The 24,943-nt window shown below is 42.2% G+C and carries 23 protein-coding genes; 9 read left to right on the forward strand and 14 right to left on the reverse strand.

Features of this window, described 5'->3' with window-relative positions; all coding sequences use genetic code 11:
* Window positions 1-5: 5 nt before the first annotated feature.
* From ACSBQP_RS14710 to ACSBQP_RS14720, 3 genes are read right to left on the reverse strand one after another with little or no spacing between them, the layout of a single operon-like run.
* The gene (locus tag ACSBQP_RS14710) at window positions 6-1,091 is read right to left on the reverse strand and encodes an ABC transporter substrate-binding protein (protein WP_017358546.1); all 1,086 of its coding nucleotides are present in this window, start codon (window positions 1,089-1,091) and stop codon (window positions 6-8) included.
* Window positions 1,088-3,073 carry a hydantoinase B/oxoprolinase family protein gene (locus tag ACSBQP_RS14715; protein WP_193804049.1) on the reverse strand — a complete coding sequence of 662 codons (1,986 nt, stop codon included), beginning with the start codon at window positions 3,071-3,073 and terminating at the stop codon, window positions 1,088-1,090. Before ACSBQP_RS14715 ends, ACSBQP_RS14710 begins: the two co-directional genes overlap by 4 nt.
* The gene (locus ACSBQP_RS14720) at window positions 3,063-5,132 is read right to left on the reverse strand and encodes a hydantoinase/oxoprolinase family protein (RefSeq protein WP_217816189.1); all 2,070 of its coding nucleotides are present in this window, start codon (window positions 5,130-5,132) and stop codon (window positions 3,063-3,065) included. Before ACSBQP_RS14720 ends, ACSBQP_RS14715 begins: the two co-directional genes overlap by 11 nt.
* Before the next feature lie 366 nt (window positions 5,133-5,498).
* Here ACSBQP_RS14720 and ACSBQP_RS14725 point away from each other — a divergent pair, with 366 nt between their 5' ends.
* The 3 genes from ACSBQP_RS14725 to comJ all read left to right on the forward strand — a co-directional run bounded on the left by ACSBQP_RS14725 (window position 5,499) and on the right by comJ (window position 8,283).
* Window positions 5,499-5,927 carry a NucA/NucB deoxyribonuclease domain-containing protein gene (locus ACSBQP_RS14725; protein WP_435028546.1) on the forward strand — a complete coding sequence of 143 codons (429 nt, stop codon included), beginning with the start codon at window positions 5,499-5,501 and terminating at the stop codon, window positions 5,925-5,927.
* 126 nt (window positions 5,928-6,053) lie between these two features.
* Window positions 6,054-7,751: a methyl-accepting chemotaxis protein gene (locus ACSBQP_RS14730; protein WP_217816190.1), complete on the forward strand. Its 1,698-nt coding sequence runs from the start codon at window positions 6,054-6,056 to the stop codon at window positions 7,749-7,751.
* Between the two features lie 145 nt (window positions 7,752-7,896).
* Complete coding sequence (gene comJ / locus ACSBQP_RS14735; protein ID WP_081114847.1) at window positions 7,897-8,283, forward strand: competence protein ComJ; 387 nt, start codon at window positions 7,897-7,899, stop codon at window positions 8,281-8,283.
* A gap of 1 nt (window position 8,284) precedes the next feature.
* Here comJ and ACSBQP_RS14740 read toward each other — a convergent pair whose 3' ends face one another.
* Entirely contained in the window at window positions 8,285-9,091 is an 807-nt protein-coding gene (locus ACSBQP_RS14740) for an aminoglycoside N(3)-acetyltransferase (protein ID WP_435028547.1), read from the reverse strand.
* A 24-nt stretch (window positions 9,092-9,115) separates the two neighbouring features.
* Window positions 9,116-9,535, reverse strand: a complete 420-nt coding sequence (locus tag ACSBQP_RS14745) for an Lrp/AsnC family transcriptional regulator (RefSeq protein ID WP_435028548.1) — start codon at window positions 9,533-9,535, stop codon at window positions 9,116-9,118.
* A gap of 115 nt (window positions 9,536-9,650) precedes the next feature.
* Here ACSBQP_RS14745 and ACSBQP_RS14750 point away from each other — a divergent pair, with 115 nt between their 5' ends.
* Window positions 9,651-10,415, forward strand: coding sequence for an MBL fold metallo-hydrolase (locus ACSBQP_RS14750; RefSeq protein WP_435028549.1), 765 nt, complete (start codon window positions 9,651-9,653; stop codon window positions 10,413-10,415).
* A gap of 46 nt (window positions 10,416-10,461) precedes the next feature.
* Here the strand turns inward: ACSBQP_RS14750 and ACSBQP_RS14755 are convergent, their stop codons facing one another.
* The gene (locus tag ACSBQP_RS14755; protein WP_048002417.1) at window positions 10,462-10,791 is read right to left on the reverse strand and encodes a YckD family protein; all 330 of its coding nucleotides are present in this window, start codon (window positions 10,789-10,791) and stop codon (window positions 10,462-10,464) included.
* Between the two features lie 238 nt (window positions 10,792-11,029).
* On the opposite strand from ACSBQP_RS14755, the gene ACSBQP_RS14760 reads away from it, so the two are divergent.
* A complete protein-coding gene (locus tag ACSBQP_RS14760) occupies window positions 11,030-11,845 on the forward strand; it encodes a transporter substrate-binding domain-containing protein (RefSeq protein ID WP_370529221.1) in 816 nt (271 codons plus the stop codon).
* A 12-nt stretch (window positions 11,846-11,857) separates the two neighbouring features.
* On the forward strand, window positions 11,858-12,535 hold the full coding sequence (locus ACSBQP_RS14765; RefSeq protein ID WP_008347854.1) for an amino acid ABC transporter permease: 678 nt from the start codon (window positions 11,858-11,860) through the stop codon (window positions 12,533-12,535).
* 224 nt (window positions 12,536-12,759) lie between these two features.
* Here ACSBQP_RS14765 and ACSBQP_RS14770 read toward each other — a convergent pair whose 3' ends face one another.
* The 5 genes from ACSBQP_RS14770 to ACSBQP_RS14790 form a co-directional block, all read right to left on the reverse strand.
* A complete protein-coding gene (locus ACSBQP_RS14770) occupies window positions 12,760-14,058 on the reverse strand; it encodes an arsenic transporter (RefSeq protein WP_008342056.1) in 1,299 nt (432 codons plus the stop codon).
* A gap of 129 nt (window positions 14,059-14,187) precedes the next feature.
* Window positions 14,188-15,420 carry a PucR family transcriptional regulator gene (locus ACSBQP_RS14775; protein ID WP_017358555.1) on the reverse strand — a complete coding sequence of 411 codons (1,233 nt, stop codon included), beginning with the start codon at window positions 15,418-15,420 and terminating at the stop codon, window positions 14,188-14,190.
* Window positions 15,421-15,545: 125 nt separating this feature from the next.
* Complete coding sequence (gene pruA / locus ACSBQP_RS14780) at window positions 15,546-17,093, reverse strand: L-glutamate gamma-semialdehyde dehydrogenase (RefSeq protein WP_007498254.1); 1,548 nt, start codon at window positions 17,091-17,093, stop codon at window positions 15,546-15,548.
* Between the two features lie 23 nt (window positions 17,094-17,116).
* Complete coding sequence (locus tag ACSBQP_RS14785) at window positions 17,117-18,034, reverse strand: proline dehydrogenase family protein (RefSeq protein WP_007498256.1); 918 nt, start codon at window positions 18,032-18,034, stop codon at window positions 17,117-17,119.
* Window positions 18,035-18,195: 161 nt separating this feature from the next.
* On the reverse strand, window positions 18,196-18,999 hold the full coding sequence (locus ACSBQP_RS14790; protein WP_435028550.1) for a nucleotidyltransferase domain-containing protein: 804 nt from the start codon (window positions 18,997-18,999) through the stop codon (window positions 18,196-18,198).
* Between the two features lie 60 nt (window positions 19,000-19,059).
* Between ACSBQP_RS14790 and ACSBQP_RS14795 the strand changes: the two genes are divergently transcribed.
* Window positions 19,060-19,374, forward strand: coding sequence for a hypothetical protein (locus tag ACSBQP_RS14795; protein ID WP_008342068.1), 315 nt, complete (start codon window positions 19,060-19,062; stop codon window positions 19,372-19,374).
* 70 nt (window positions 19,375-19,444) lie between these two features.
* On the opposite strand, the gene ACSBQP_RS14800 is transcribed toward ACSBQP_RS14795, so the two are convergent.
* A complete protein-coding gene (locus tag ACSBQP_RS14800) occupies window positions 19,445-20,407 on the reverse strand; it encodes an acetylxylan esterase (RefSeq protein ID WP_098680996.1) in 963 nt (320 codons plus the stop codon).
* Between the two features lie 210 nt (window positions 20,408-20,617).
* Here ACSBQP_RS14800 and ACSBQP_RS14805 point away from each other — a divergent pair, with 210 nt between their 5' ends.
* Window positions 20,618-21,403 carry a carbon-nitrogen family hydrolase gene (locus tag ACSBQP_RS14805; RefSeq protein ID WP_060832063.1) on the forward strand — a complete coding sequence of 262 codons (786 nt, stop codon included), beginning with the start codon at window positions 20,618-20,620 and terminating at the stop codon, window positions 21,401-21,403.
* A 45-nt stretch (window positions 21,404-21,448) separates the two neighbouring features.
* Here ACSBQP_RS14805 and ACSBQP_RS14810 read toward each other — a convergent pair whose 3' ends face one another.
* On the reverse strand, window positions 21,449-22,354 hold the full coding sequence (locus tag ACSBQP_RS14810) for a LysR family transcriptional regulator (protein ID WP_060832062.1): 906 nt from the start codon (window positions 22,352-22,354) through the stop codon (window positions 21,449-21,451).
* A 118-nt stretch (window positions 22,355-22,472) separates the two neighbouring features.
* Here ACSBQP_RS14810 and ACSBQP_RS14815 point away from each other — a divergent pair, with 118 nt between their 5' ends.
* Complete coding sequence (locus ACSBQP_RS14815) at window positions 22,473-23,246, forward strand: methyltransferase domain-containing protein (RefSeq protein WP_435028551.1); 774 nt, start codon at window positions 22,473-22,475, stop codon at window positions 23,244-23,246.
* Window positions 23,247-23,475: 229 nt separating this feature from the next.
* Here the strand turns inward: ACSBQP_RS14815 and ACSBQP_RS14820 are convergent, their stop codons facing one another.
* Window positions 23,476-24,852: an MFS transporter gene (locus ACSBQP_RS14820; RefSeq protein WP_060832061.1), complete on the reverse strand. Its 1,377-nt coding sequence runs from the start codon at window positions 24,850-24,852 to the stop codon at window positions 23,476-23,478.
* Window positions 24,853-24,943: the final 91 nt, after the last annotated feature.

Here is a 24,943-nt window from a genome sequence, read left to right on the forward strand (position 1 = left end):
ATCACCTATTTTCCTCCGCCTAGTACTTCATTCCATCGATTTGTCCATTGACCGAGCTCTGAAGTCGCTGTTTCGTAATCTACCCAAGTCAGCTTGCTATAATAATTTTCGCCAACCTTCACTTTTCCCTTAATTTTGTCTCCGTATTTCACATCAGAATTCGACATGCCATAGTAAGATTTTTCTGAGAAGGCTTCTTGAGCTTCTTTCCCGCTAAGGTAGTTTAATAGCTTATAAGCCGCTTCCTCATGCTGACTTCCCTTTGTTAGCGCCCAGCTCGCAACTGCTGCCACAGCGCCTTCTTTCGGATATGAGAATCCAATATCCATCCCTTCTTCTTCAAGTGCAAATGCTCGGCCATCCCAATATGGAACTGCCGTCACGTCACCACGTTCTAACAGCGTTTGAATAGACCCTGGGTTATCAGGAAAAGCAGCTACACGCCCTTTTAATTGTGCGAGGCTTTTAAATGCTTTATCAATATCCTTAGGATTTGATTCTGTCCCTCCTTGAGCATGGACAAGTGCAGAGAAAAATTGTAAGCCTGCTGAATAAGTTGGGGAAGAAATCGCCACTTTCCCTTTCAGCTGATCGCTCCATAAATCTGTCCAGCTGTTTGGCTCCTGTTTGACAAGATCTTTTCTATAAGCAATTCCAAGCTGTCCCATACTAAAGCCTGCTGCATATTGTTTTCCATCAACAGTGAGTTTCTTTTGAACAGAACGATAAAGCTTTTTCACATTTGGTGCTTGATCTTCATCAATAGGCGCAAGAACGTTTGCCGCAATACCTCTTTGAATCGTATCAGGCTGTAAAATAAGCAAATCATACGGTGGATTTTTACCATTAGATGCTTTTAATTTTGTAAACCATTCAGAATCTGCCCCAGAGACCGTTTGTACTTTAATGCCTGTATCCTTTTCAAACTTTTCGAGGATTGGCTTAATATTCTTTTCCCAATCTCCTCCGTAGACACCAACGATCACAGTCTGCTGCTGTTTACTTTGGTCCTGCCCATTTCCACCGCATGCAGACAGCAGTAACATGACGGATAGGACACCTGCAAATATGGCGATTACTCTTCTTTTCATGATTCATTTCCCCCTTTTTGTTGATTCAACTGACGAAGTGCTTGAATAATATCCATCTTTGTTAACGGTTCCTGTCTATGACTAAAATGAGAATGAACCGCATGTTTATAGTGCGTACGCTCATTTGCTGGGTATGAACGAAGCTGCACAGCAAGCTCACTGCTGGCTTCGTCCGTCCACACTTTCTCATAAGCTGCTCTTTGCTCTCCAAAATCCCAAGCGACAGCATCAGCATCATTCATCTTTTCACGAAGCCTGCTCGTCTGTTCGTCATCAATTTTCCATTCATTATGGTCTCGATAGACTTTGACGCCATATTGCTGAAGTGCTCTTTCTTCACTTAATAGCCCTGCTTCCACTTCATGAAGAACTTTTTCTTTCGTTCTAGCAAATGGATTCCCCCATCCTCCTCCACTTGGTGAAATCAATTGAACAATATCGCCTTTTTCAAGACGCATAACATCAATTTTCGGCTGGTTTTGTGTCTCCCCATTTGGTTTGGTCAATTTCACCTCACCAATTGCTCCTGCTCGGCCACCCATTAACCCCCAAGGTTGAAACTTCATTCGTTCCATTCCTCGTGCCGTCACCATCGATTCTGGCTTGATCATTTCAAATTCCAAGCCAATCGCATGTCCCCCTCTATGTTCCCCTGCTCCACCTGTGTTCGGCAGCAGTTCATATCGGTGTACATGAATATCAATATGCTGTTCCAAGCTCTCAATGGGTGTATTTTTTAAAAAGCCTGACGAATGATCAATTCCATCGACTCCATCAGTCCCTTTTTGAGCACCGCCGCCTCCGCCTAACGGTTCGACCACAGACATTTTTCTGCCTCCTGTTTGATCATCAGGAACAGAGAGAACGACGATAGCGGATTGACCTGCACCTGCCGCCGGCACTGCTTCAGGCAACAGCTTACCAATAGCACCTAGCACGACATTATACAGTCTCATTGTAATGGAATGCCGAATACCGACAGAAGCCGGATATTCTGGATGGACAAGCGTTCCTTTAGGTGAAATCACGTCTATCGGATATGTAATCCCACCATTAATCGGAATAAAAGGATCTTTACTAATGATGTAATTAATCAATCCTTGATATAAGAAGGAGTGCTTTTGACCATTGGTGACAAGATTAAAAGCTGTCTTAACTTGCGGGTCACACTCAGAGAAGTCCAGTGTCAGCTGTTTCCCTTTGACCGTCAGCTTAATCTTTAATCGGATCGGCACGTCCGAAATCATATCATCATCCAAGTAATCAGCGAATTCACTCGTTCCATCAGGGATGGCTTCAATTACTTTTCCGGCGCGATCCTCTGCTTGCTTCAGTAGATCAATCATTCCTTGCTTCACTTCGTTTTTTCCAAATTTCTCGATCATTTCTTTTAGTCTGATTTCTGCTGTATTAACAGCGGCAATCATCGCATTAATATCGCCATCATTTAAATGACTCGCCCGGCTATTAGCTCTTAAAAAGGTACGAACAACCTGATTCTCTTTTCCACCTTCATAGATTTTCACTGGTGGAATTCTTAATCCTTCTTGATGAACATCTGTTGCAGTTGGAGAAATACTTGAAGGGACAAGACCGCCCACATCACTTACATGAACAAAAGACCAGGCATAGCTGACAATTTCATCTTCTATAAAAATGGGCTTGATGATATGAACATCTGGCAAATGAGTCGCTAAACCGTCTGTCGTATAAGGATCATTTGTGATGATAATGTCACCCGGCTGCATCGGTCCGCTTTCTTCAATCGCTTTTCTGAGACTCAGCCCTAAAAAGATCGTGACACCGACTGTTTTTGGGTAAACAAAGAAATCTCCAGAAGGCGTGGCTAATGCTGTGGCAAAATCCGCCGATTCTTTTACGAATGTTGTAAAGGATGTCCGCTCAATGACATGTCCCATGCCTGATGCAATCGCATTAAAATAACTCCTCATCATCTCAAGCTTTGCTGGATCAGTTCCCATGTAAAGCCGCCTCCCTTGAAATCACCAAGTTTCCTGAATGGTCTATGCTGCCTGCCCAGTTTGGCAAAATCAATGTTGTCGTATCATCTTGCTCAATGATGGCAGGTCCATTCACAACAGCACCTAATGACAAAGTACTCCGATTGTAAACAGATGCTTCGTACTCTTTTTCTTCTATAAAGATTCGTCTGTATGATTGTGGTATTAAAGGCTGTCCGCTGCTCTCATCAACAGGAGAGAAAGGCAGTGGAGGCGTTTCACCTATAACCCGAACTCGCAAATGAGTAAATTCAATGTTCGCCTGATCATCTCTATGGCCATATTGACGCTCATGCAGGCTGTGGAAAGCTTCAATCAGATGATAGACGTCTTGTTCCTGCTTTAGCCAATCCACCGATAATGGCAATTCAATCTCAAATGCCTGTCCTTGATAGCGGGCATCTGCTAATAACAAAATGGACGTTTGTTTGATATGTTGAATGTTTTGCTGGCTGAACCAATCCGTTGCTTTGCGAGAAAGCATTTCATAATCTTGTTTTAATTCGTCCATCGTATAGTCTTGTAAGCATATTTTCTTAGACAACACAGCATCATGGATAAAATCGGCTGTAAGTGCACCTAGCGCACATAATGTCCCTGGACTTGGAGGGACGACCACATTTTTCGCATGAATTTCTCTCGCAAGGAAATTCGCGACAACAGGCCCTGCCCCGCCAAATGCTAGCAAACTAAAATCTCTAGGATCAAACCCTTGCTGCTCCATGACATTGCTTAGTTCTGTGTACATATTGGCAACAGCCACTTGAATCAACTGGTCAGCCGCCTGTTCGACCGTTTTATGAAGCTGATCAGCAATTGGCTGAAAGGCTATTTCCGCTGCAGACCGCTGCAATTGTAAATGTCCTCCGGCAAACCGATCTTGATTGAGGTAACCGCATATGAGAAATGCATCGGTTAAAGCAGCCTTTTTTCCCTTTCCATACGAAGCAGGTCCAGGCTGCGAGCCAACTGATTCCGGTCCTGCTTTAAGAAGCCCGCCTTGATCAAGCCATGCGACAGAACCTCCGCCAGCCCCTATCGAATACATTGCAACAGATGGAAGAATGATCGGAAATCCTGAAAGCTGATTCGATTGAGCCATTGTAGGCTGCCCATTTTGAATGATTGAGATATCTGCACTTGTGCCACCAACATCAAACGTAATTAAATTGGGTTCATTTGCAGATGTTGCAATTCTTGCTGCACCAATTACACCAGCTGCCGGGCCAGAAAAAAGTGTTTTAACGGGTGAAGTGGCTGCGCTTTCTGCATCCATTAAACCACCATTTGATTGGGTAATGTATGGAGAAATTGGTACACCTTCTTCTTTCAAGCGGCTTTTCAATGTTTGTAAATATTGTTTTACCTTTGGTTGAATGTACAAATTGACAACAGACATCACTGTCCGCTCATATTCTCTCATTTGTGGCCATAATTCAGTAGACGTCAGGACTTCTAACTGTGGGTAATGATGATGAATATAGGCTTTTGCCTGTAATTCATGAACTGGATTTTGATAGCTATGTAAAAAAGAAATGACAATGCCTGCTAGTTTTTTAGAGATGACCTGCTGGACAGCATCATCTAATTGCTGCAGTTGGAGAGGTTTTTTGATCGAACCATCGTGTATGAGCCTTTCAGAGATTGGATATACATGTTTTCGTGGTATCAATGGTTCTGGCAATTGAGAATTGAAGTCATAAGGAATGGGTAGACGTAAACGCTGTAATGACAAAATGTCTTGAAAACCTTCCGTTACAAAAAGGGCTAAATCTGCTCCCTTTCTCTGCAATAATGTATTAAGACCGATTGTCATCCCGTGTACGAGATATTGTATTTTGGATAAATCGACACCTCTTTCTTTTAGAAGTTTCAGCCCATTGATAATTCCTTGAGCTGGGTCATCTGTCACTGTAGGTGTCTTGAGTTCAGTCAGCTCCCCTGTCGCTTCATTCATCAGCGATAAATCAGTAAATGTTCCACCTATGTCTATTCCGAGCCGATAAGAGACATCCGCCATTTGTACTTCCCTCCTGCAATGTAATTGGAATCATATTTTGATAAATTACGACATTTTTTGATATTTGACTCCATATTATTAAAGCATATCGGTCTAGTCAATTTTATTTTTTTGAAATTTCTGTGTGTTAAAATCTTGAAATTAGCCTAAAAACCAATCATAAAGCCATTTTGCATCAGCATATATGTTTTTTGAGCAGCAAAATTAAATTTTTATGAGTTTGTACAACGAGGAAAAGATCATAAACAGGTAAAAAACGTTTTTCGAACTTTAAAAGACGTTTTTTCAAAACGAGGAGAAATTGGTAAGTAATTCTGCTATACTTCTGTTTACAAAATACGCTAAAGAGAAAGAGAGCTAGCATCTATGAAACTTCTTAAAACCATTCTCTTGCTTTTATTGATTGTCATTGGTATAGCGACAGGCTATGTCCAACTAGGGCAACATAAACAAGAGACGACAAACTCTTCTTATGACAAAACCATTCACTTTCCATCAGATCGATATCCAGAAACCGCGAAGCACATAGAAGAAGCTATTGACGAAGGTCATTCTTCCATTTGCACCATTGATCGAAAAAATAGTGATGAGCAAAGAGACAAATCACTTCATGGCGTTCCAACAAAGCGTGGTTATGATCGTGATGAATGGCCAATGGCGATGTGTAAAGAAGGTGGAGCAGGGGCTTCTGTCAAATATGTACGTCCTTCGGATAATAGGGGGGCAGGCTCTTGGGTAAGTCATCAATTATCAGATGATCCTGATGGCACAAGAATCCAATTTATTATCGAGTAGCACTAACTTTCCTTTTTTCATAACAAAAATTTCTGTGTAAGTGCATTCACGTATATCAAACATTTTTTTCATGCCGATAATCTTTAAGGAGGGATACCCTACCTTATACCTAAAGGAGTAAAAAGCATGAAGAAAAAAGGAAAACTGAGGCTTGGCGCCAAAATAATGCTGATCTTTTTAAGTGTCCTCATCGTATTTTCAGCAGTGGTTGGTTATGTAGTGAACCGCGAAATGACAGAGAACATTAAGCAAATGGCCACCGAAAAAGCAAAAGGCGATCTAAAGCTAGGATACGCTTACCTAACTGAAAAGGTTGCTGGCTCGTGGCAGATAAAAGATGGCAAGCTTTACAAAGGAAATACTCAAATCAATAACCATGACACATTGGTTGATCAATTAGCCGAATATACTGGTGATACAATCACGATTTTCCAAGGAAATACCCGTGTTGCCACAAATGTCATGTTAAACGGGAAACGAGCTGTAGGAACCGAAGTCTCACCTGAAGTAAAGGCCGCCGTTTTGGATAAAGGCGAGAATTATTACGGAACAGCCAATGTTGCGGGGAAAGATTACCAAACGGCTTATATGCCCATCAAAAATGATACAGGGGAAACGATTGGTATTTTCTATACCGGTGCAAATCAAAGCATGATTTCACAAATGCTTCAGTCTTTCTTTATTCAATTTGTCACGGTTCTACTGTTAAGTTTAATTGTTTCTGTTATCATTATTTCTATTTTCACAAAGCGGATTCAGACACGTCTCAAACATATGGCATCTGCTATTAAGAGTGCAGGCGAAGGAAATTTAACCATCAACGTGACAGATCACACAGGCGATGAACTTTCTGAGCTGGCAGGTCACTTTAATAAGATGCGTGAGAAATTAAATCAAACCATTTTAAATGTGATCAAAACATCGGAATTAGTAGCCACTTCTTCTGAGGAGCTGTCAGCTAGCGCAGAAGAAACGAGTGCAGCATCAGAAAAAATTACCCATACCATTCAAGAAGTCGCTCAATCGTCTGAACAGCAATCAGCCCAAATGACAGCTAGTGAGCACACGATGAGACAAGTATCTAACGAGCTGGTAAACATCACTGAAAATGCGGGACAAATGGCAACAAGAAGCCAGTCCGCACAAGAAATGGCCCAAAAAGGTGTACAAAATATCGGTGAAGTCAATTCACAAATGACATCAATTGCAAAATCAATTGAAGAGAACGGTACAGCAATTCAAGCGCTAGAAACACGTTCAGCCGAGATCGATCAGATTTCCAAAGTGATTACAGATATCGCTAACCAAACAAATCTACTTGCTCTTAATGCGGCCATTGAGGCAGCACGCGCAGGTGAACATGGAAAAGGTTTTGCCGTTGTGGCAGACGAAGTGAGGAAGCTCGCAGAAGAATCGCAAACCTCATCCAACATGATTTCACATCTCATTTCCGAAATACAAAAAGAGATGAATCATTCGACGAGTGCCATTAAACGAGTACGAGAGGAAGCGGCTCAAGGGGCTGTTCTTATATCTCATACAGAGGAATCATTTATTGACATTCAGCAGTCAATGAAGGAAATGGCAGATGGCATTCAACATTTATCAGATGCATCCCAAAAAATCGCAGCTTATACAAATGATGCGAAGCAGACCTTTGCCTCTATCACAGAAGGCGTTAAACTGACGAGTGAACATTCACAACAAGTAGCAGGTTTAACAGAAGAACAATTTGCAGCAATGGAAGAAGTAACAGCTTCATCAGAGGCTCTTGCCCATTTAGCAGGAGACCTAAAAGAAATGGTTTCACAATTTCACATCTAGATCCCTCAAACAGTAGCGCAAGACGGCGACAATCGTCTTGCTGCCTAACATTCTCTTCAATTATCATACTTTCAAACTTTCAAACATTCACTTTTCAACATGATCGCCAGCTGGACAAATTTTATGAATAAAGGAGTTAATCTATATGAATGATTTAAATCAAATGTATCCCCTATCTATCTCCTATCACCAAATCACCGTATACACTGGAAGCGCGACGCCACCTGTGATTGATTGGACAGATGACGATATTCTTCAAGGATTCGCAACTGGGGATCGAGGTATTTCTTTTGAAGGCATCAATAACGGAAAGGCTTCTATTATCGTGACATTAAACAGCCATGAGCCTCCATCATCCGTTGATAGAGTCATCACAGTGCCATTTACTCATTCAAGTGATCATGTTTATCTAACAAGCGTCATGGCACAGATACTGTCTTTCTCCATTCCAAAAGGAGACTATCAGCTCACCTGCTATATATCTGAGCACCCTGATCAAGATCTCTATTATTTTGATTTTCAGACTGCTTAGATCACGCCTGGTCGTACTGTTCAAGCCATTTTTCTGCAAAATCGACTGATTCTCTCATCGGCATTAAATACGAATTGGCTAGCCCGATTCGACTGTGGTTATAACGACATCCTGATTGTAAAAAATCACGACCAATCTGTTCAAATAGTTCTTCTCTTGTGATGATATCTTGATACTCTTTCCACACCCTCCAACCATTCTCTAAAATGGGGGCCCCTCGTGTCATGAGGTCTTGCTGTGAGATTCGATATTCAGCTAAGTGAAAAGCTGTCACACTTTCGAATGACGTGCCAATTAGCAACACTTTTGCATCAAGATCGTACATACGTCCAAGAGGTGAATTTTCTCCTAAACCATAAGGAAGCGCATGGTGGTTCAACACTTCATGTTTCCTTTTCCCCCAGGCGGTGAATGAGAAATGAGGATGATTGCTTCTTTCTACGCCTGGGTATTTCCAAAAGGTCTCCGCTACCTTTCCCATTGCTGTTGGAGCTGTGTACGCCGGATCAAATGCAGGCATCGTGTCTTTGATCGGTTTCCACCAAGAATAAGGAACAGGCGGATTGATCCAATCAGCAGGATCAGACAGCTCTAATGTTTGTGCCGGCATAATCAGTGTTCCTTCATCTGTTAAAATATCCATCATAGCTTGGATAACGGCTATAGCTCCTCCATTCACCCAGCCAATAGATGACAAGGATGAGTGGACACATAAGATCATGCCCTTCCTTACACCAAGTTGAACCAAATCCGCTTTGATTCTTTCCTTTGTGATCGGTTCAGCCTGATGTTCAATTAATCTTTTCATCGGTTATTTCCTCCTGCGCCTCATCTATTCTTGATGAGTGAGACGTTTCACAGCGATAGACAATTTATAATTTGCATGCTTTGTTAGCTCCGTTAAAAATTGATCAAGCTCATCATGACTGGAGAAATGTCCTTCAGCCATATAACAGCCCTCTCCACTTATTTTAAACAGGTTTTTGATTTCTTCCTTTTGATGGAGAAACGATAAAAGCGGTTCATGATCATAACTTCGGGTAAAGAGCTGCAAAAATGTTTGGATGTTCTGCTGTGTCCGCCAGTTAATTGAAATGGTATAGGCTTCAATAATCCCCTTTTCTTCAAGCTTTAAAACTCTATTTTTAGCAGCTTGACCGGTTAAATGGACTTTTTCACCAAGTGCTTTCATCGTCAATCGGCTATTCTTTGAGAGTTCTTTTAATATATCCATATCTGTTTTGTCTAGCATTAGCTCACCTCTTTCAAAAATCAAGTCGTTCCGCTGAAAGACTTTAATGATCCTCTGTCACATGAGGCTCTTTTAATATACTGTAAACTTAATAAGAAAAAAAGGAGGCCTTCTAATGAAAATAACACTCATTCGTAATGCTACTTTATACCTTCAATATGGTCCGTCAACATTTTTAATCGATCCCTTTTTAGCAGCAAAAGGAACCTATCCACCGTTCCCGCATACTGCCAATCAACATGTAAACAATCCAATTGTTGAGCTGCCTGCAAACATTGATTTGGACAAGATATTACAGCCTGATGCTGTCCTGCTCACTCATTTACATGTAGATCACTTTGACGACGAGGCAAAAAAGAGGTTAGCGCAAACTTTGCCGATCTATACTCAATCAGAGAAAGATCGCACGGAAGTAAAAGAAGCTGGATTTCAGCATGTTACATGCTTTGAAGATGAAATGGAAATTTGCGGTGTTCATATCAAACGAACTGGCGGGCAGCACGGGACAGGAGAAACCGCTAAACGGATGGGACAAGTGAGCGGTTTTGTTTTCTCTCATCCTGATGAGCCTACTCTTTATATTGCAGGAGATACCATTTGGTGTGATGAGCCGAAAGAGGTTGTGAATACATGCCAGCCAGATATTATTGTGGTCAATAGTGGGGCTGCCCAATTTTTAGAGGGAGATCCAATTACGATGACAAAGGAAGAGATTGTAGACATTCACCATACTCAACCACAAGCTCAAATCATCGCCTGTCACCTTGAAGCCGTGAATCATTGTTTATTAACAAGAGCCGCATTAAAATCTTACATTCAAGAGAATCATGCAGATCAGGCCATTTTTGTCCCTCAAGATGGTGAGACGCTGACCTTTTAACACATAAACAATAAAAACCGGCACCTTGCTGCCGGTTTTCTTAAACTTATGGTCGATGGTGCTGTGGTTTTTTTAGTAATGGAACAAACCCGTTATTTTTTAAGTGATTGTAATGTTCATCCATTCGTTTTGTGATGTGCGTGCCTTGTTCCTTCGTTAACACACCATACTGAACGTATTTTTCGATCACTTCTTTTCGTTTAGACAAAATTTGCTGTTCAAGTACTTCAATTTGTTTTTGTTGCTCTGTCGTTAATTTTACTTGATGCGTGACGGGGCGCTTTTCCATTTGGGGTGTTTCTCCATGAGCCGTATTCATCTGAAAACCAAATAATAGCACCATCGTTAGTATGATCAAACCACTTGTTTTTTTCATCTCTGTCGTTCCCTCCTTTATTCGATTTTAATTTGCGCACTCTTTCCTTTTTTATACATTATTCACCCCATCAAATTGCACATAATATTCTTACTTTTTCGCTTTTCATCTGAAAACGTTGTCCTAACTGAAAAAGCGTGCTATGTTTTGTTTTGTATAAAAAATAGAGGAGGATTCTTAAATGAGTCGTTTTTATCATAGAAAACCTATATGGGTGCTGCTTGTTGTGTCTGCTCTCATGCTTGTTATGTCTGCTTGCAATCAATCAGGCTCATCTCAGTCTGGAGAATCAAAGTGGGATCAGATTCAAAAGAAAGGGAAAATCGTGGTCGCTACTTCAGGCACCTTGTATCCTACGTCTTACCATGATACATCGAACGGCAAGGATCAATTGACTGGATATGAAGTGGAAGTCGTCAAAGAAGCATTTAAGCGCCTTGACGTAAAAGTAGAATTTAAAGAAATGGGTTATGACGGTATGCTCAGTGCCATTAATTCAGGTCAGGTGGATGCCGCTGCAAACGATATCGACATCACAGATGACAGGAAAGATAAGTTCGCCTTTTCAACACCTTATAAATACTCATACGGAACCGCTATCGTCAGAAAAGATGATCTGTCAGGTATTAAAACGCTAAAGGATTTAAAAGGAAAGAAAGCAGCAGGTGCTGCAACGACCATTTATATGGATGTTGCCCGTAAGTATGGTGCAAAAGAAGTCATCTATGATAATGCCACAAACGAGCAATATTTAAAGGATGTCGCAAACGGCCGTACAGATGTCATTTTAAATGACTACTACTTGCAAACACTGGCGCTTGCTGCATTCCCTAAGCTAAATATTACGATCCATCCAGACTTAAAGTACATGCCGAATGAACAAGGGTTTGTGATGAAAAAAGACAATACAGAGCTTCAAAAAGAATTAAATCGTGTATTAAAAGAGATGAAAAAAGATGGAACCATGAAAAAGATTTCAGAGAAATTCTTTAATCATGCTGACGTCTCAAAGAAAATTGATGTTGATGTCGAAGATGTCGACATTTCTAAATAAGGAGCCGCAGCCGTGGGAGATATTCATTTAGAATATATCTTTAATCCTGCACTGGCAAAAGCGTCATTTCCGTTTGTGATGAAAGGCATCTGGCTGACGCTGCTCATTTCTTTTGTGAGCATGTTTTTTGGTACGATTCTTGGCTTTTTTATTGCCCTTGCTAGAATGGCAAATACGTGGTTCCTTCGGTTGCCTGCACGGCTGTATATTTCATTCATGCGTGGGGTTCCCATTCTGGTCATTTTGTTTATCCTTTATTTCGGATTCCCTTACATCGGCATTGAATTTACAGCTGTCACTGCTGCTATTATTGGATTCAGCTTCAATAGTGCTGCATACATTGCCGAAATTAACCGGGCGGCTCTCTCCTCTGTTCCAAGTGGTCAAGTGGAAGCCGCCAAATCACTTGGTCTCAGTTATTGGCAAACGATGCGCGGTGTCATTTTGCCTCAATCCGTGCGCATTGCACTGCCGCCCCTGACCAACGTCATGCTTGATTTAATCAAAGCTTCCTCACTAGCGGCAATGATTACTGTGCCCGAACTCTTCCAGCAAGCAAAAATTGTGGGTGGACGAGAATTCGATTATATGACCATGTATATATTGGTTGCCTTGATTTACTGGGGCATATGCAGTGTGGTCTCATTGCTCCAAGACTTTTTGGAAAAACGCTATGCAAAATATCTTTAACAACAAAAAGCAGATCCATGGGATCTGCTCAGATTGTTGACAAAGGGCTAAAATGAACTTGATTTTAGCCCTTTGTTTCCTTTTCAGCGTGATAGAAAACCTTTGCAGTCTAGGAAGGACGAGTACTGGCACAGAGCGAATTTGACATTCGTGAGCACCAGCGCGCAGGACTGACAAAGAATGCGAGGATTTGCCTACGCACTGAGATCCATGGGATCTGCTTTTTAATGTATCAACCATAACCACACATACAACCCCAATAACGTGATGATCAGCGTCGGTATGGTTAGAATGATTCCAGCTTTCATGTATGCCCCCCAAGAAATATGCACACCTTTTTTCTTCAAGACATGAAGCCACAGCAATGTCGCCAATGAACCGATTGGGGTCATTTTCGGACCAAGGTTTGAGCCGATGACGTTGGCATAAATCAGTGCATCTCTCATCACACCTGCTGTATCTGTGTGACCGATGGCAATCGCATCAATTAAAACGGTTGGGAGGTTGTTCATGACAGAAGATAGCACTGCTGCCAGAACCCCCATAAACATCGTTCCCGCAAGTAAACCGTGTGACGCCCCCTGTTCAATCCACGCCGCTAAAATTTCTGTCAGGCCGACATTTTTCAGCCCATACACCACGACATACATGCCGATAGAGAAAAAAACAATCGACCACGGTGCTTCTTTGACGACTCGTTTTGTCGCCACTTGTGGACTCCGTTTCGCCAGCCATAAGAAAGCAATGGCAATGCCTCCTACAATGATTGACACCGGAATGCCTGCCAATTCCCCAGCAAAATATCCAACAAGCAAGCACCCTAACACATACCAAGATAACCGGAACATGCGCAGATCACGAATGGCCGAAGCTGGTTCCTTCGCCTGCGAAACATCGTACGTTTTCGGGATGAGTTTCCGATAAAACACATACAGCACAAGCATACTAGCGCCAAGCGATACAAGGTTTGGGACGAACATGTTTGCTGTATATTCAAGAAAGCCAATATGAAAATAATCGGCTGATACGATATTGACCAAGTTACTAATGACAAATGGCAAAGACGTCGTATCTGCAATAAAGCCGCTTGCCATGACAAATGGCAGGATCATACGCTCATCCAGCTTCAGCGCTCTGACCACAGATAAAACGATTGGGGTTAAGATAAGTGCTGCTCCATCGTTGGCAAAAAAAGCTGCTACCACAGCGCCGAGCAATGTTAAATAAATAAACATGCGGACCCCGTTCCCTCTTGCGGCTTTTGCCATATGAAGTGCCGCCCATTCAAAAAAACCAATCTCATCTAAAATCAATGAAATGATGATAATTCCAATAAATGCAAAGGTGGCGTTCCAGACAATTTGGGTAACTTCCCATACATCGCCCAAATGAACGACCCCAAAAGCAAGAGCAAGAATCGCTCCCCCGCACGCTGACCATCCAATGGTTAAACGTCCTGGCTGCCAAATGACAAGGACGAGGGTCATGATGAAAATCAAAATGGCCAAGGTGACTGATCCCAAAGGTGGCCCTCCTTTCGCTTTCCTTATAAAATCTTTATCTATCATACAACGAAATAAGGCAATTGTATGCCATTTTATCATCTCGCATGAAAATCCGCAGGTCAGCCTTTGCACCTGCGGAGTCCACGCCTATTGATCTTTTTTCATCAGCATCAATTCAATAAATAACTCACATCGCTGGCTAAAATGACTTAAATCTATAGACGTCATTTCAAAAATTTGTTTCATTCGATAGTTTAGTGTATTTTGATGAATAAATAACTGCTCTGCAGCTGGTTTTAGCTTGCAATTATTCAATAAGTAGACCTCTAAGGTTTTTAAAAATGATGTTTGACTGTCACGGTCTTTTTCCTTTAGGCGCAACAAATCTGGATTGAAGTCGTTTTTCTTTTTTTGGTGACTGTAAATCGAGTCTAAGAACCGGAAGACCCCCAAATGCTCGTAATCGTATGGAATCAATTCCTGCCCCCCGACAATCTTCACTGCTTTCACGACTTCTATCGCTTCAAATCGACTTGTGCTCATTTTCATGACATCTCGATATTCTCTTCCCATCCCAATATATAAAGGAGATGGGTGTGTATGCGTTTTCGATTGAAGATGGGCGACGACATCCGCAGCGGTCGCTTTTGGTGAGTGTCGATCTGACAAACTGCCTAATATCACGACGATGTCTGCTTGCACAGAGTAGACATGATTGACCTTGTCTTCTAGCTGTAAATAGGTTCTAATCACATCCTTCACATCTTCTGCCGTCTCACTTTTGTTATCGGCGGCATGAACAACCATCACAGTAAAGACAGCTGGCAGTGGAATGCTTAAATTCTCAGCTTCCCATTTTAGCTCTTCTTCTGTATAAAAATGATCATCCATGACCTTTTTGAAGAACTCTTCAATCTTGCCTTCCTTTTTCTCCAACTGTTTCTTATTTTTATAAATGACTTTTCCAACTTGAAACGATGCCTCGTGTAAAAATTGCAGCTCCTCTTGAGAGAGAGAATCTTCAATGTCCTGCACCCAAATAAAGCCGACAACCTCTTGTTTGTGCTTGGCGCTTACAGCTACTCGTCGATTAAACCCGAGCTCCTCATGACCATTCACATAAAAAGGATTTGAATCTGTATATAGCTGCTCAATGACCCCTGTTTTTTTTAACCAATCCACCACAGCTCCCGGACATTCCTTTGAGAAAATGGTTTGCTGATTGACTGGGTCGAACTGCTGGATGCTGTAAGAATTATAAGCAAGCAGCTGACATTCAGTACTTTCTAAAATGACTGGTTTCTTTAAATAACCACTAATAAATGCAATTAATTTATCGACATCAAAAAATGTATGAAGCTTTTCTAATATCTCTTCCATCCCGATTGCTCCCTGAATAAGTGATACATTTATCATACTTCTTTCCAGTCATATTTGTATAGAAACAAGTCGTAGACAGGTAAAAAAAGCATGAACTCGCCTGCACGAGTTCATGCTTTTCCATATTAAAACATTTCGCTGATCGTTTTGGCCTGCATGTGCAGAGCAAGGTAATCTGGACCGCCTGCTTTTGAATCAGTTCCTGACATTTTAAAGCCGCCAAATGGGTGGTAACCCACAATCGCTCCCGTACAGTTACGGTTAAAGTAAAGGTTCCCGACATGGAACTCCTGCTTCGCACGGTTGATGTGATCACGATTATTTGTAATGACCGCACCGGTTAACCCGTATTCTGTGTTGTTGGCTACTTCAAGCGCCTCATCAAAGCTTGAGACTTTTGAGAAAGCTAGGACAGGTCCAAAGATTTCTTCTTGCATTAGACGAGATGTTGGCTCTAGATCTGCAAACACGGTTGGATGAATGAAGTACCCTTCTGAATCATCACTTGTTCCGCCAGTGACTAGACGGCCTTCTTGCTTGCCAATTTCGATATATTCCGTGATCTTGTCAAAGGAAGCTTGATCAATGACAGGTCCCATGTACACATCAGCTGATAACGGATTCGCTGTTGTTTTCGTTTCTGTGATTTCTTTCACTCGCTCAACGACTTGGTCATACAGTTTCTCGTGGACGACTGCCCGAGATCCAGCCGAACATTTTTGACCTGAGAATCCGAAGGCTGATGTGAAAATGGCGTTAGCGGCTAATTCGACATCTGCATCTTCATCTACAACGACTGTATCTTTACCGCCCATTTCAGCAATGACACGCTTTAAATGCTGTTGTCCTGGCTGTACTTTTGCCGCACGTTCAAAAATACGTGTGCCCACTTCTCTTGATCCAGTGAATGTAATAAGGCTTGTTTTCGGATGATCTACTAAGTAATCTCCTACTTCTGCTCCGCTACCTGGCACGAAGTTGACAACACCTTTCGGAAGACCTGCTTGCTCCAGTTCTTCTACAAAGCGGGCAGCAATGACAGGCGTCGCACTTGCTGGCTTTAATACGACTGTATTCCCTGTGACGATTGGTGCAACGGTTGTTCCTGCCATGATCGCAAACAAGAAGTTCCATGGTGGAATGACAAGCGTCACGCCAGTTGGTGTGTACACATATTGATTGCGTTCCCCTTCGCGGCTGTTCACCGGTTTGCCTTTCGCAAGCTCTAGCATTTGACGGGCATAATACTCTAGGAAGTCAATGGCTTCTGCTGTATCTGCATCCGCTTCATTCCAAGGCTTCCCTGCTTCTTTAACGAGAAGAGCTGAATACTCATGCTTTTTACGGCGAATGCTTGCCGCAGCGCGGAATAAGACGCCTGCTCTTTCTTCTGGAGACGTGTAGCGCCATGTTTCAAACGCTTTTGCTGCAGCTTGAATCGCTTGCTCTGCCTCTTCTTTCCCAGCTTTTGATACGGTACCCACGACTTCTTCCTTCTTCGCCGGATTGATCGAGACAATCTTGTCTGTTGTTTCGATTCTTTCTCCATTAATCACAAGCGGATAAGTTTGCCCAAGTGATTCTGTTACTTTGGCTAATGCTTGTTCAAACGCTTGGCGATTTTCTTCCTGGCTAAAATCCGTGAATGGTTCATGCTTGTAAGGTGTTGTCATCTTTGTCACGCTCCCGTTTCAAATTATTTTCTCGTCATCCCTTTTAAAGCAAATGCAATATTTGCCGGTCGTTCTGCAAGACGTCTCATGTAGTAGCCATACCACTCTCGTCCATACGGGGTGTAGACCCTCATTTGATAGCCTTCCTTCACGAGTGCTTGCTGCGTTTCTGATCTCATGCCATACAGCATTTGAAATTCGAACTGATCTGTCTGTATATTGTGTTTTTTCACAATATGTTTCGTAAATTCGATCATTTGATCGTCATGTGTCGCAATGGCTGTATAATTCCCTGAGAGTAACTGCTTTTCGATCAGCTTCTTGTAATTCTGATCGACGTCTTTTTTGTTTGGATACGCCACTTCGGCGGATTCCTTATAGGCACCCTTTACAAGTCTTAAAAATGGCTGCAACTCATTTAGGTCATCAAGATCTTGTTCTGTTCTGTACAAATACGCCTGCAAAACCGTACTGACATACTCATATTGAGATTTCATTTCTTTAAAAATGTCCAGCGTTTTTTGACAGCGCTGTTCATCCTCCATATCAATTGTCACCATAATACGGTGTTTCTCTGCCGTATCTAAAATGCTTTTCATATTGCGATACACGAGATCATCGTCAATATCTAAGCCAAGCGATGTCATTTTAAGTGATACGTGGGAATTGAGTCCCGCCTCTGCAATTCGCTGAATGGTTTGAATACACTCATTCGTCCGCTCATTTGCAATCTCTGCCTTTGTGACAAACTCACCGAGGTGATCGACCGTTACGGCCATACCTTGATCATTTAATCGTTTGATGACAGGGATAGCGCTCTCAAAATCCTTCCCACCGATGATTTTCTTTGATGCAACAGCACTTCCCCAATTACGAGCAATATGGTTCAAGAGACTGCTCTTTGACAAAAACAAGAAGAAATTTCTTGTGACCGACTCCATAAAGGGCACCTCCCACTCTTTGTAAGCTATGTCTTTATTGTAAGGCTCATGAGCTGTCCGCTACAATATTTGAAGATGACAAAAATTCTGACTTTTTTTGTGGTTTTATCACAATAAGAGATAAAAAAAGAGTCTGCCTCTATCCGGCTGACTCTCCCCTCCTACGCCCACACCTCATAAAGGGTAGACTGCAAAAGCTCATTTAATTCTTGCATCAGATTGTCTTTCGGCTGATTGTAGCTTTTCACCAATTCATCAAAACGCACCAGCTCTTGATCAATAAATGGATGGACATGAGCGAGACGGTTCTCTACATCCATTTCTTCTCCGTCCATTTTACGTTTGAGCAGTTCGTGAATTTCTGCTAACAGCGGGAATTCCTCCACTAGCTCCTTGAGTAATTCATGAAAGTCCATGGGTGGAACCGTCCGGTAACGTTCAATCCACTGACAGGCAAGCAGCGGACGAAGCACATAGAAATACTTCTTGATTCGCACCTGCTCTCCTCGTAAATGCCGGCTCTCATTCCGTTTCGCCATATTGAGGTAATGATACATCAATGCTGCAGGGTAAAACGCTCGATCCTTTAATTCTCTCAGCCGCTTGGCTAGAGAGAAGGATTCAGCATAAATGATGTCAGAAGACAGCCATTCCATAATGGATGGATTCGATTTATTGAATAAACGCAACGCCTTTCGCAGCTCCCAGCCGCTGATATCAAGCATGTCATCAATTGGCCGTTCAATGACATCACGATGCTCTTCCATCGCCCAGTACCATTCTTTCCGGGGAACGTATAAAAAGCGAACATCATAATCACTGTCAGTTGAAGGAAATCCCCATGCCCTGCTGCCCGATTCAACGGCGAGACAAATCTTGATGTCATACGTTTTTTCAATGATTTTCAGCTCTTCCTTAATTCTCTCTCTCAAGTGTCCATCAACTCTTTCTATAGAATTCTGCATGACTTCTTCACCTTTTGGGAAAATACGAATAAGACATATATGAAAAAGGAGTTGGATCTGATGTCTATATCTCGCATTATGAAATGGATCACTGGGATTTTTGAAGCTTGCCTTGCTATCCCTGTGATCGGAGGTCTATTCGTTATCAGCAATGGCTATTCACCGCTCATGGTCATGCTTATTCTGCATATTATCACACTCGTCTTATCGAAGCGAGACCAGGGACCAATGATTGGAAGTATCATTGGGATTGTTACATCCTGCCTTGCATGGATTCCGATTCTCGGATTCATCCTTCACATCATCACAGCCCTTGCCCTGATCGTTACAGCATTAGTGCCTGATGAAAAAACAAGACAGAACACTAGTTATTAAGCTGATCGCTCCAATAGCTGAAAAAGACAAAGAGCTAAAATGAATGTCATTTTAGCTCTTTGTCATGCTCTTATGTTGATAGAAGCAAATGCTTTTGTAAAAAGGACAGCTTCTCTGTTTGAAAAGCAGGAATAAACTCGTGCCCAAAATATCGGTACACTTTCAGCTCTTTATCTGTTTCTAAATGATTGTATGCCGCAAACACGGTGGATGGCGGTGTCACTTGATCAATCAGACCGATCGCCATCAATGTTGGCTGTTTCACCCAGCCGGCTAAATTGATTAAATCAAAGTAACTTAATGTCTCAAATACCTTTTCTTCCGCTTCTGGATCACTGTTTCTGCGAAAGTATGAATTGATTTCTAAATAAGGCTGCTCCAAGGCAACATCAACTGCACGCTCAAAATTTGATAAGTAAGGATAGTCTGCCACAACGACTTTTGGAATGTCTGAAAGGGCTGCGGCCGCAATCGCTAACGCCCCCCCCTGACTTCCACCGATCACGCCGATACGATGTTCATCTACTTCGGGGAAAGACTGAATGACTTCAAGTGCACGAACAGCATCTAGATAAACGCCTCGATAATAGTACGTATCCTTCGATAAAATGCCTTTTGTCATCCATCCTAATGCATGCCCGCCTGGCGTCACTGATGTGTCTTCACTGCCACCTTGACCACGGACGAGCATACCAAATGTTGCATAGCCGTGCAGCGCCCAGTTGACGATGTCATGAATGCCGTCGTCATAGCTGGCATTATAGCCATGAAAACGAACGAGCGCTGGATGCGGACCAGTTTGATCAGGCACAGCATAAAAGCCTTCAATTTTAGAATGTCCAAAGCTTTGATACGTCAGGCGGTACACCTTGACGCCTTTCACTGGATAGTCATAAGATTCAAGTGTTGGCTCTGCCTCCACTTGGCGCAGTTCTTCGAGCGATTTCTTCCAAAAGTCTGAGAAATCAGGACGTGCTGTTTTCTTTGGTTTATATTTTTTTAGCTCTTCTAGTGATAAATCGAACAATTGCATATCATACTATTCCCCTTTGTTTTATTAGTTATGAGTATCATACCACTCATTTCTTGATTGAGAAAGTCATTTAACAAAACCTTCTGACATTTCTATTGGCAAAGATGGCGGAAAGCTTTATGATAAAGAAACTGGCTTGAAGACTAGATGCTTCAGGCAATATCACCCGAACCATTCATTGCATGAAACGAATAAAGGAGGCAGACCGACATGAACATCGCCCTGATTCAAATGGACGTACAAATAGGAGAACCTGATGTAAACTTTCAGAAAGCAGAAGAATGTTTAGAAGAAGCCATCCGCCAACAGCCTGATTTGATTATTCTACCTGAAATGTGGAATACCGGCTATGCGCTGGAACAAGCGGATGAGCTTGCCGATGCAGATGGCGAGCGAACAAAACAACTCTTCTCTTCCTTTGCCCGCAAGCACCAAGTGTATCTCATCGCAGGCAGTGTTTTAAATAAGAGGACAGAAGATGAAAACATCACCAATACAATGTATGTCTTTAACCGTCAAGGTGAGCTTTTGTTAGATTATGATAAAATTCATTTATTCCGCTTAATGGATGAACACAACTATTTAACCGCCGGTCATCAGCTTGGTTTATTTAACTATGATGAAGATGTCAAGATTGGCACCATGATCTGCTATGACCTCCGCTTCCCTCAGCTTTCTAGGACGCTCGTGAACAAAGGGGCGAAGGTGCTTGTTAATACCGCTCAATGGCCGTCAGCAAGAGTGGACCATTGGCGCAGTCTGCTCATCGCAAGAGCCATTGAGAATCAGTCATTTGTGATTGCGGTGAACCGGACGGGCACAAGCAGAGACACTGAATTCCCTGGTCACTCCATGGTGATTGACCCGCTCGGACGCATTCTACTTGAGACAAATGATGAAGAAGACATTTATTATGCAAACATTGATCTTCAGCTCGTAGATGAAGTGAGACAACAAATCCCCGTCATGACAGATCAGCGGCTGGATTTATATTAGAAAGCAGGGGACTCCCCTGCTTTTTACGTTTAATTAAACGTTTGTTTAAGCTTTTCCTTGATTCTGTTGAAGGTCCATGAAGGCTTGAGCGGCTTTCGTTAAATATCTTTCTTCCACATATGCAAACACAAGTGTGCGGGTTGGGCATGAATCAATGTGTAAATAAGTGACTTCTTTCCTTTCCTCTTGTGCCACCATTTTCGGCACCACCGTCACACCTAGCTCATTTTCAACCAATGCCTGAGCTGTTTGAATATGACTTGTTTCAAATGCAATCCTCGGCCGAAAGCCATGATGACGGCACAGTTCCATGACCACTTGCCGAAAGCCATATCCCTCTTTCAGCATAATAAATGGGGCGTTTTCCAGAAGGTGAAACGGGACAGACCCTTCTTGATCCGCTTGATTGATGATTTCATTGAGTTCATCCGTCAACCACGGTTGAGCCGTTTGCGGAATGGCGAGGAGAAGCGGCTCTGTCAGCATTTGTTTTGTTTTCAATGATTCATGCTCGACAGGCAGAGAAAGAATCGCCAGATCCAGTTTCCCAGCGAGTAAACGTCTTTCTAGCTCACGAGGCGATTCTTCTATCAAATGAACGTGAACGTGCGGATACGTTTGACAATAGGTTTTTAATAAACTTGGCAGGACATATCCCCCTGTGACAGCTGGCGCACCGATCTTCAGTTCTTTCCCTACCTCATAAGCAGCTTCCCCCATCTCACGTAACAAATCATCTCGTTCCTTCAAAATGGTCTCTGCTCTTTTGATCAATCGGTTTCCTTGAGGTGTAGGAGTGACTTGTCCATACTTCCGAATAAACAGAGGAGTATCTAATTCCTCCTCAAGTTTTTTAATTTGCTGACTTAACGAGGGCTGTGCAATGTGAAGTTTTTCCGCTGCTTTTGTAAAGCTTTGCTGCCGGTACACTTCCATGACATATTCCATCATTCGTATATCCACTTCTCTCACCTCATAGGTTTTAACTATTCATATCATATCTTTTATGTCTTAGACAAATCACGGGAAGAACCCTACGATAAAGAAACAACAAAAAGGGGGTAAAGGAATGAATCCATATTCAAAAGCCGAGAAACAATTCTCACAAAATGCAGAGAACTACCGAGATTCACCCATCTTTTCAGCTGGAAAAGAACTTGAATGGATGAAAACGGCGGCGAAGGCAAAGGGCGATGAGCATCTACTTGATATCGGCTGCGCGGCAGGTCATACCGTTTTTTCCTTTTCAGACGTCATCTCTAAAGGAATCGGGATTGATGTCACACACAAAATGATCGAGGTTGCTACAGCACTTGCGGATGAGCGCCAGCTGAACCACATTACGTTTGAGCAGGCATCCGCAGACGCATTGCCCTTTTCTGATGCATCATTTGATCTCGTCACATGCCGATTTGCTGCTCATCACTTCCCACATCTCCCGGCAGCCATGTCTGAAATCAGCCGAGTCTTAAAGAAAGGCGGCAAATTTCTACTTGTCGATCATTATGCACCTGAAAACCAAGCACAGGATGACTTTATTAATCATTTAAATAGACTGAGAGATCCATCCCATGTGCGAGAAAGCTCGTTATCAGAATGGAAAGAGCTTTTCGCTGACAACCATCTGACGAAAGAAGATATCCGTTACTGGGATCTGCATATTTATTATCAGGACTGGATTATACGAGGACGTACACCAGAAAATGTTCAAAAGGAAATCGTTGCCCACCTTCATGCTGCAGACGATGAAACGAAACAGCTGTTTCAACTGCAATTCGACGAACATCGTCAGCCAATATCCTTTTGCCTAAAAGCCGCACTACTTCAAGGGATCAAACATTAAACTGATCGAAAAAGTCTACCCTAGCCGGTAGACTTTTATATTATGAATATACATTTACACTATCTGATAGATATTACTTTTCATGTTTATGACAAGGAGTACTGATAATGTTTCTATTATAAGATAATTGAACTGAGGTAGGTTAGGCTTTTTCAAAAGTGTACGTAAATCCTCTGAATAAAAAAAGAACCTACCCTCTTTAGAATAAGTTCTTCACTGCATGCATCACTTACGGTGCAATATCTTCTAATACTTTCTCTCGCGTTTCGATCATTTTAAAAGCAAGAATTGCTCCCACTACAGTCACACTTGCAAAAAGAATAAAAATAGTTGAAACACCTCTCACCTCTAAAATAAAACCTATCATAATAGGAGCGATCGCTGAGGCCAGCCTAAGCCACGCTGTAGCAAATGCCGTACCAATTACCCTCATACGGGTTGGATAGATTTCAGGTGTATATAAATAGAGAAGAACTGTAATGGTCCCCATCATTCCGTAGGCAGCGGACCCTAAATAAATAACGCTTTCTGGAGAATTTGCTCCGCTGATCCATAAAGCCGTTAATAAAGCACCTGTTACGATAAATGCAATGGTTGCCCAGCGCTTCCGTCCTACTTTATCGATCAAAAATGCACAAGCGAATACCCCTATGGTCTGTAAAATATTTGTGAGAGAGGCTGCCCTTAATGAATCTCCAACTGGCAAATTGTAAACCGTATTATAAAGACTCGGTAACCAGTTATTTAATCCATTCGATACAAAGTAGGCAGAAAACCATAGTCCCCATACGATCAATGTTCTTTTACGATAAAAAGTAGAAAAGAGCTCTTTCCAGTCGCCTTTTTCAGTGCTGCTGGACACTTGCTTTGCAACAGGCATTCGTTTGTCCGTACTAGCTTCAATCTCTTCAATGATTCTTTCGGCTTCATCTAACCTGCCTTTTGAAATAAGCCATCTTGGAGATTCACGCAACATGAAAAAGAAGACAAAGACGATTAAACCGCCAATTCCACCAATCAAGAACATCCATTTCCACCCAAAACTAGGTACAACAAATGCACCAATTTGAGCTGAGATCATTAATCCTAATGGAAAAATCATCTCATAGAGCATAAAAAATCTCCCTCTGCCTTGGGCCCGGGACAACTCATTGATATATGAGGCCGCTACTGGCACTTCTCCTCCTACTCCAATCCCCTGTATAAAACGAAAAATAAAAAGGGCCATAAAGTTACCTGAAAATACACATGCGATACTCATAATAGACATGAGAAATACAGTCCACTTTGCACTAAATACACGGCCACGTCTTTCTGCTAACCATCCAAAGAAAATAGCACCAATCGCTTGTCCGATATAACCAGACCCAATAAGAAGACCAATTTGAGCAGGTGATAAATTCCACATGCCGATGAGAACTGGGAGAACAAACGCTAAAGATAGCGCATCAAAAGCATCAAAAAAGGTAGCAGATCCCATAATGATACGAGGTTTTAAATGCCATCTCGAAAAAGGTACACTTTCCATCCTAGTCAATAGTTGTGAAGCTCTATCAACAACTTGCTCATCATGAGAATTTGAATTTCCGCTGAGTTCTAACGTCATGATATCTCCTCCTTAATAGAGGAAATGATGCAAAAGTACATGCTGATGAGCACAAAAGAAATCGCTTACATTTTAAATGAAGAGACATTCT

This window comes from Bacillus sp. G402, assembly GCF_051172515.1.
Taxonomy (GTDB): domain Bacteria; phylum Bacillota; class Bacilli; order Bacillales; family Bacillaceae; genus Bacillus; species Bacillus altitudinis.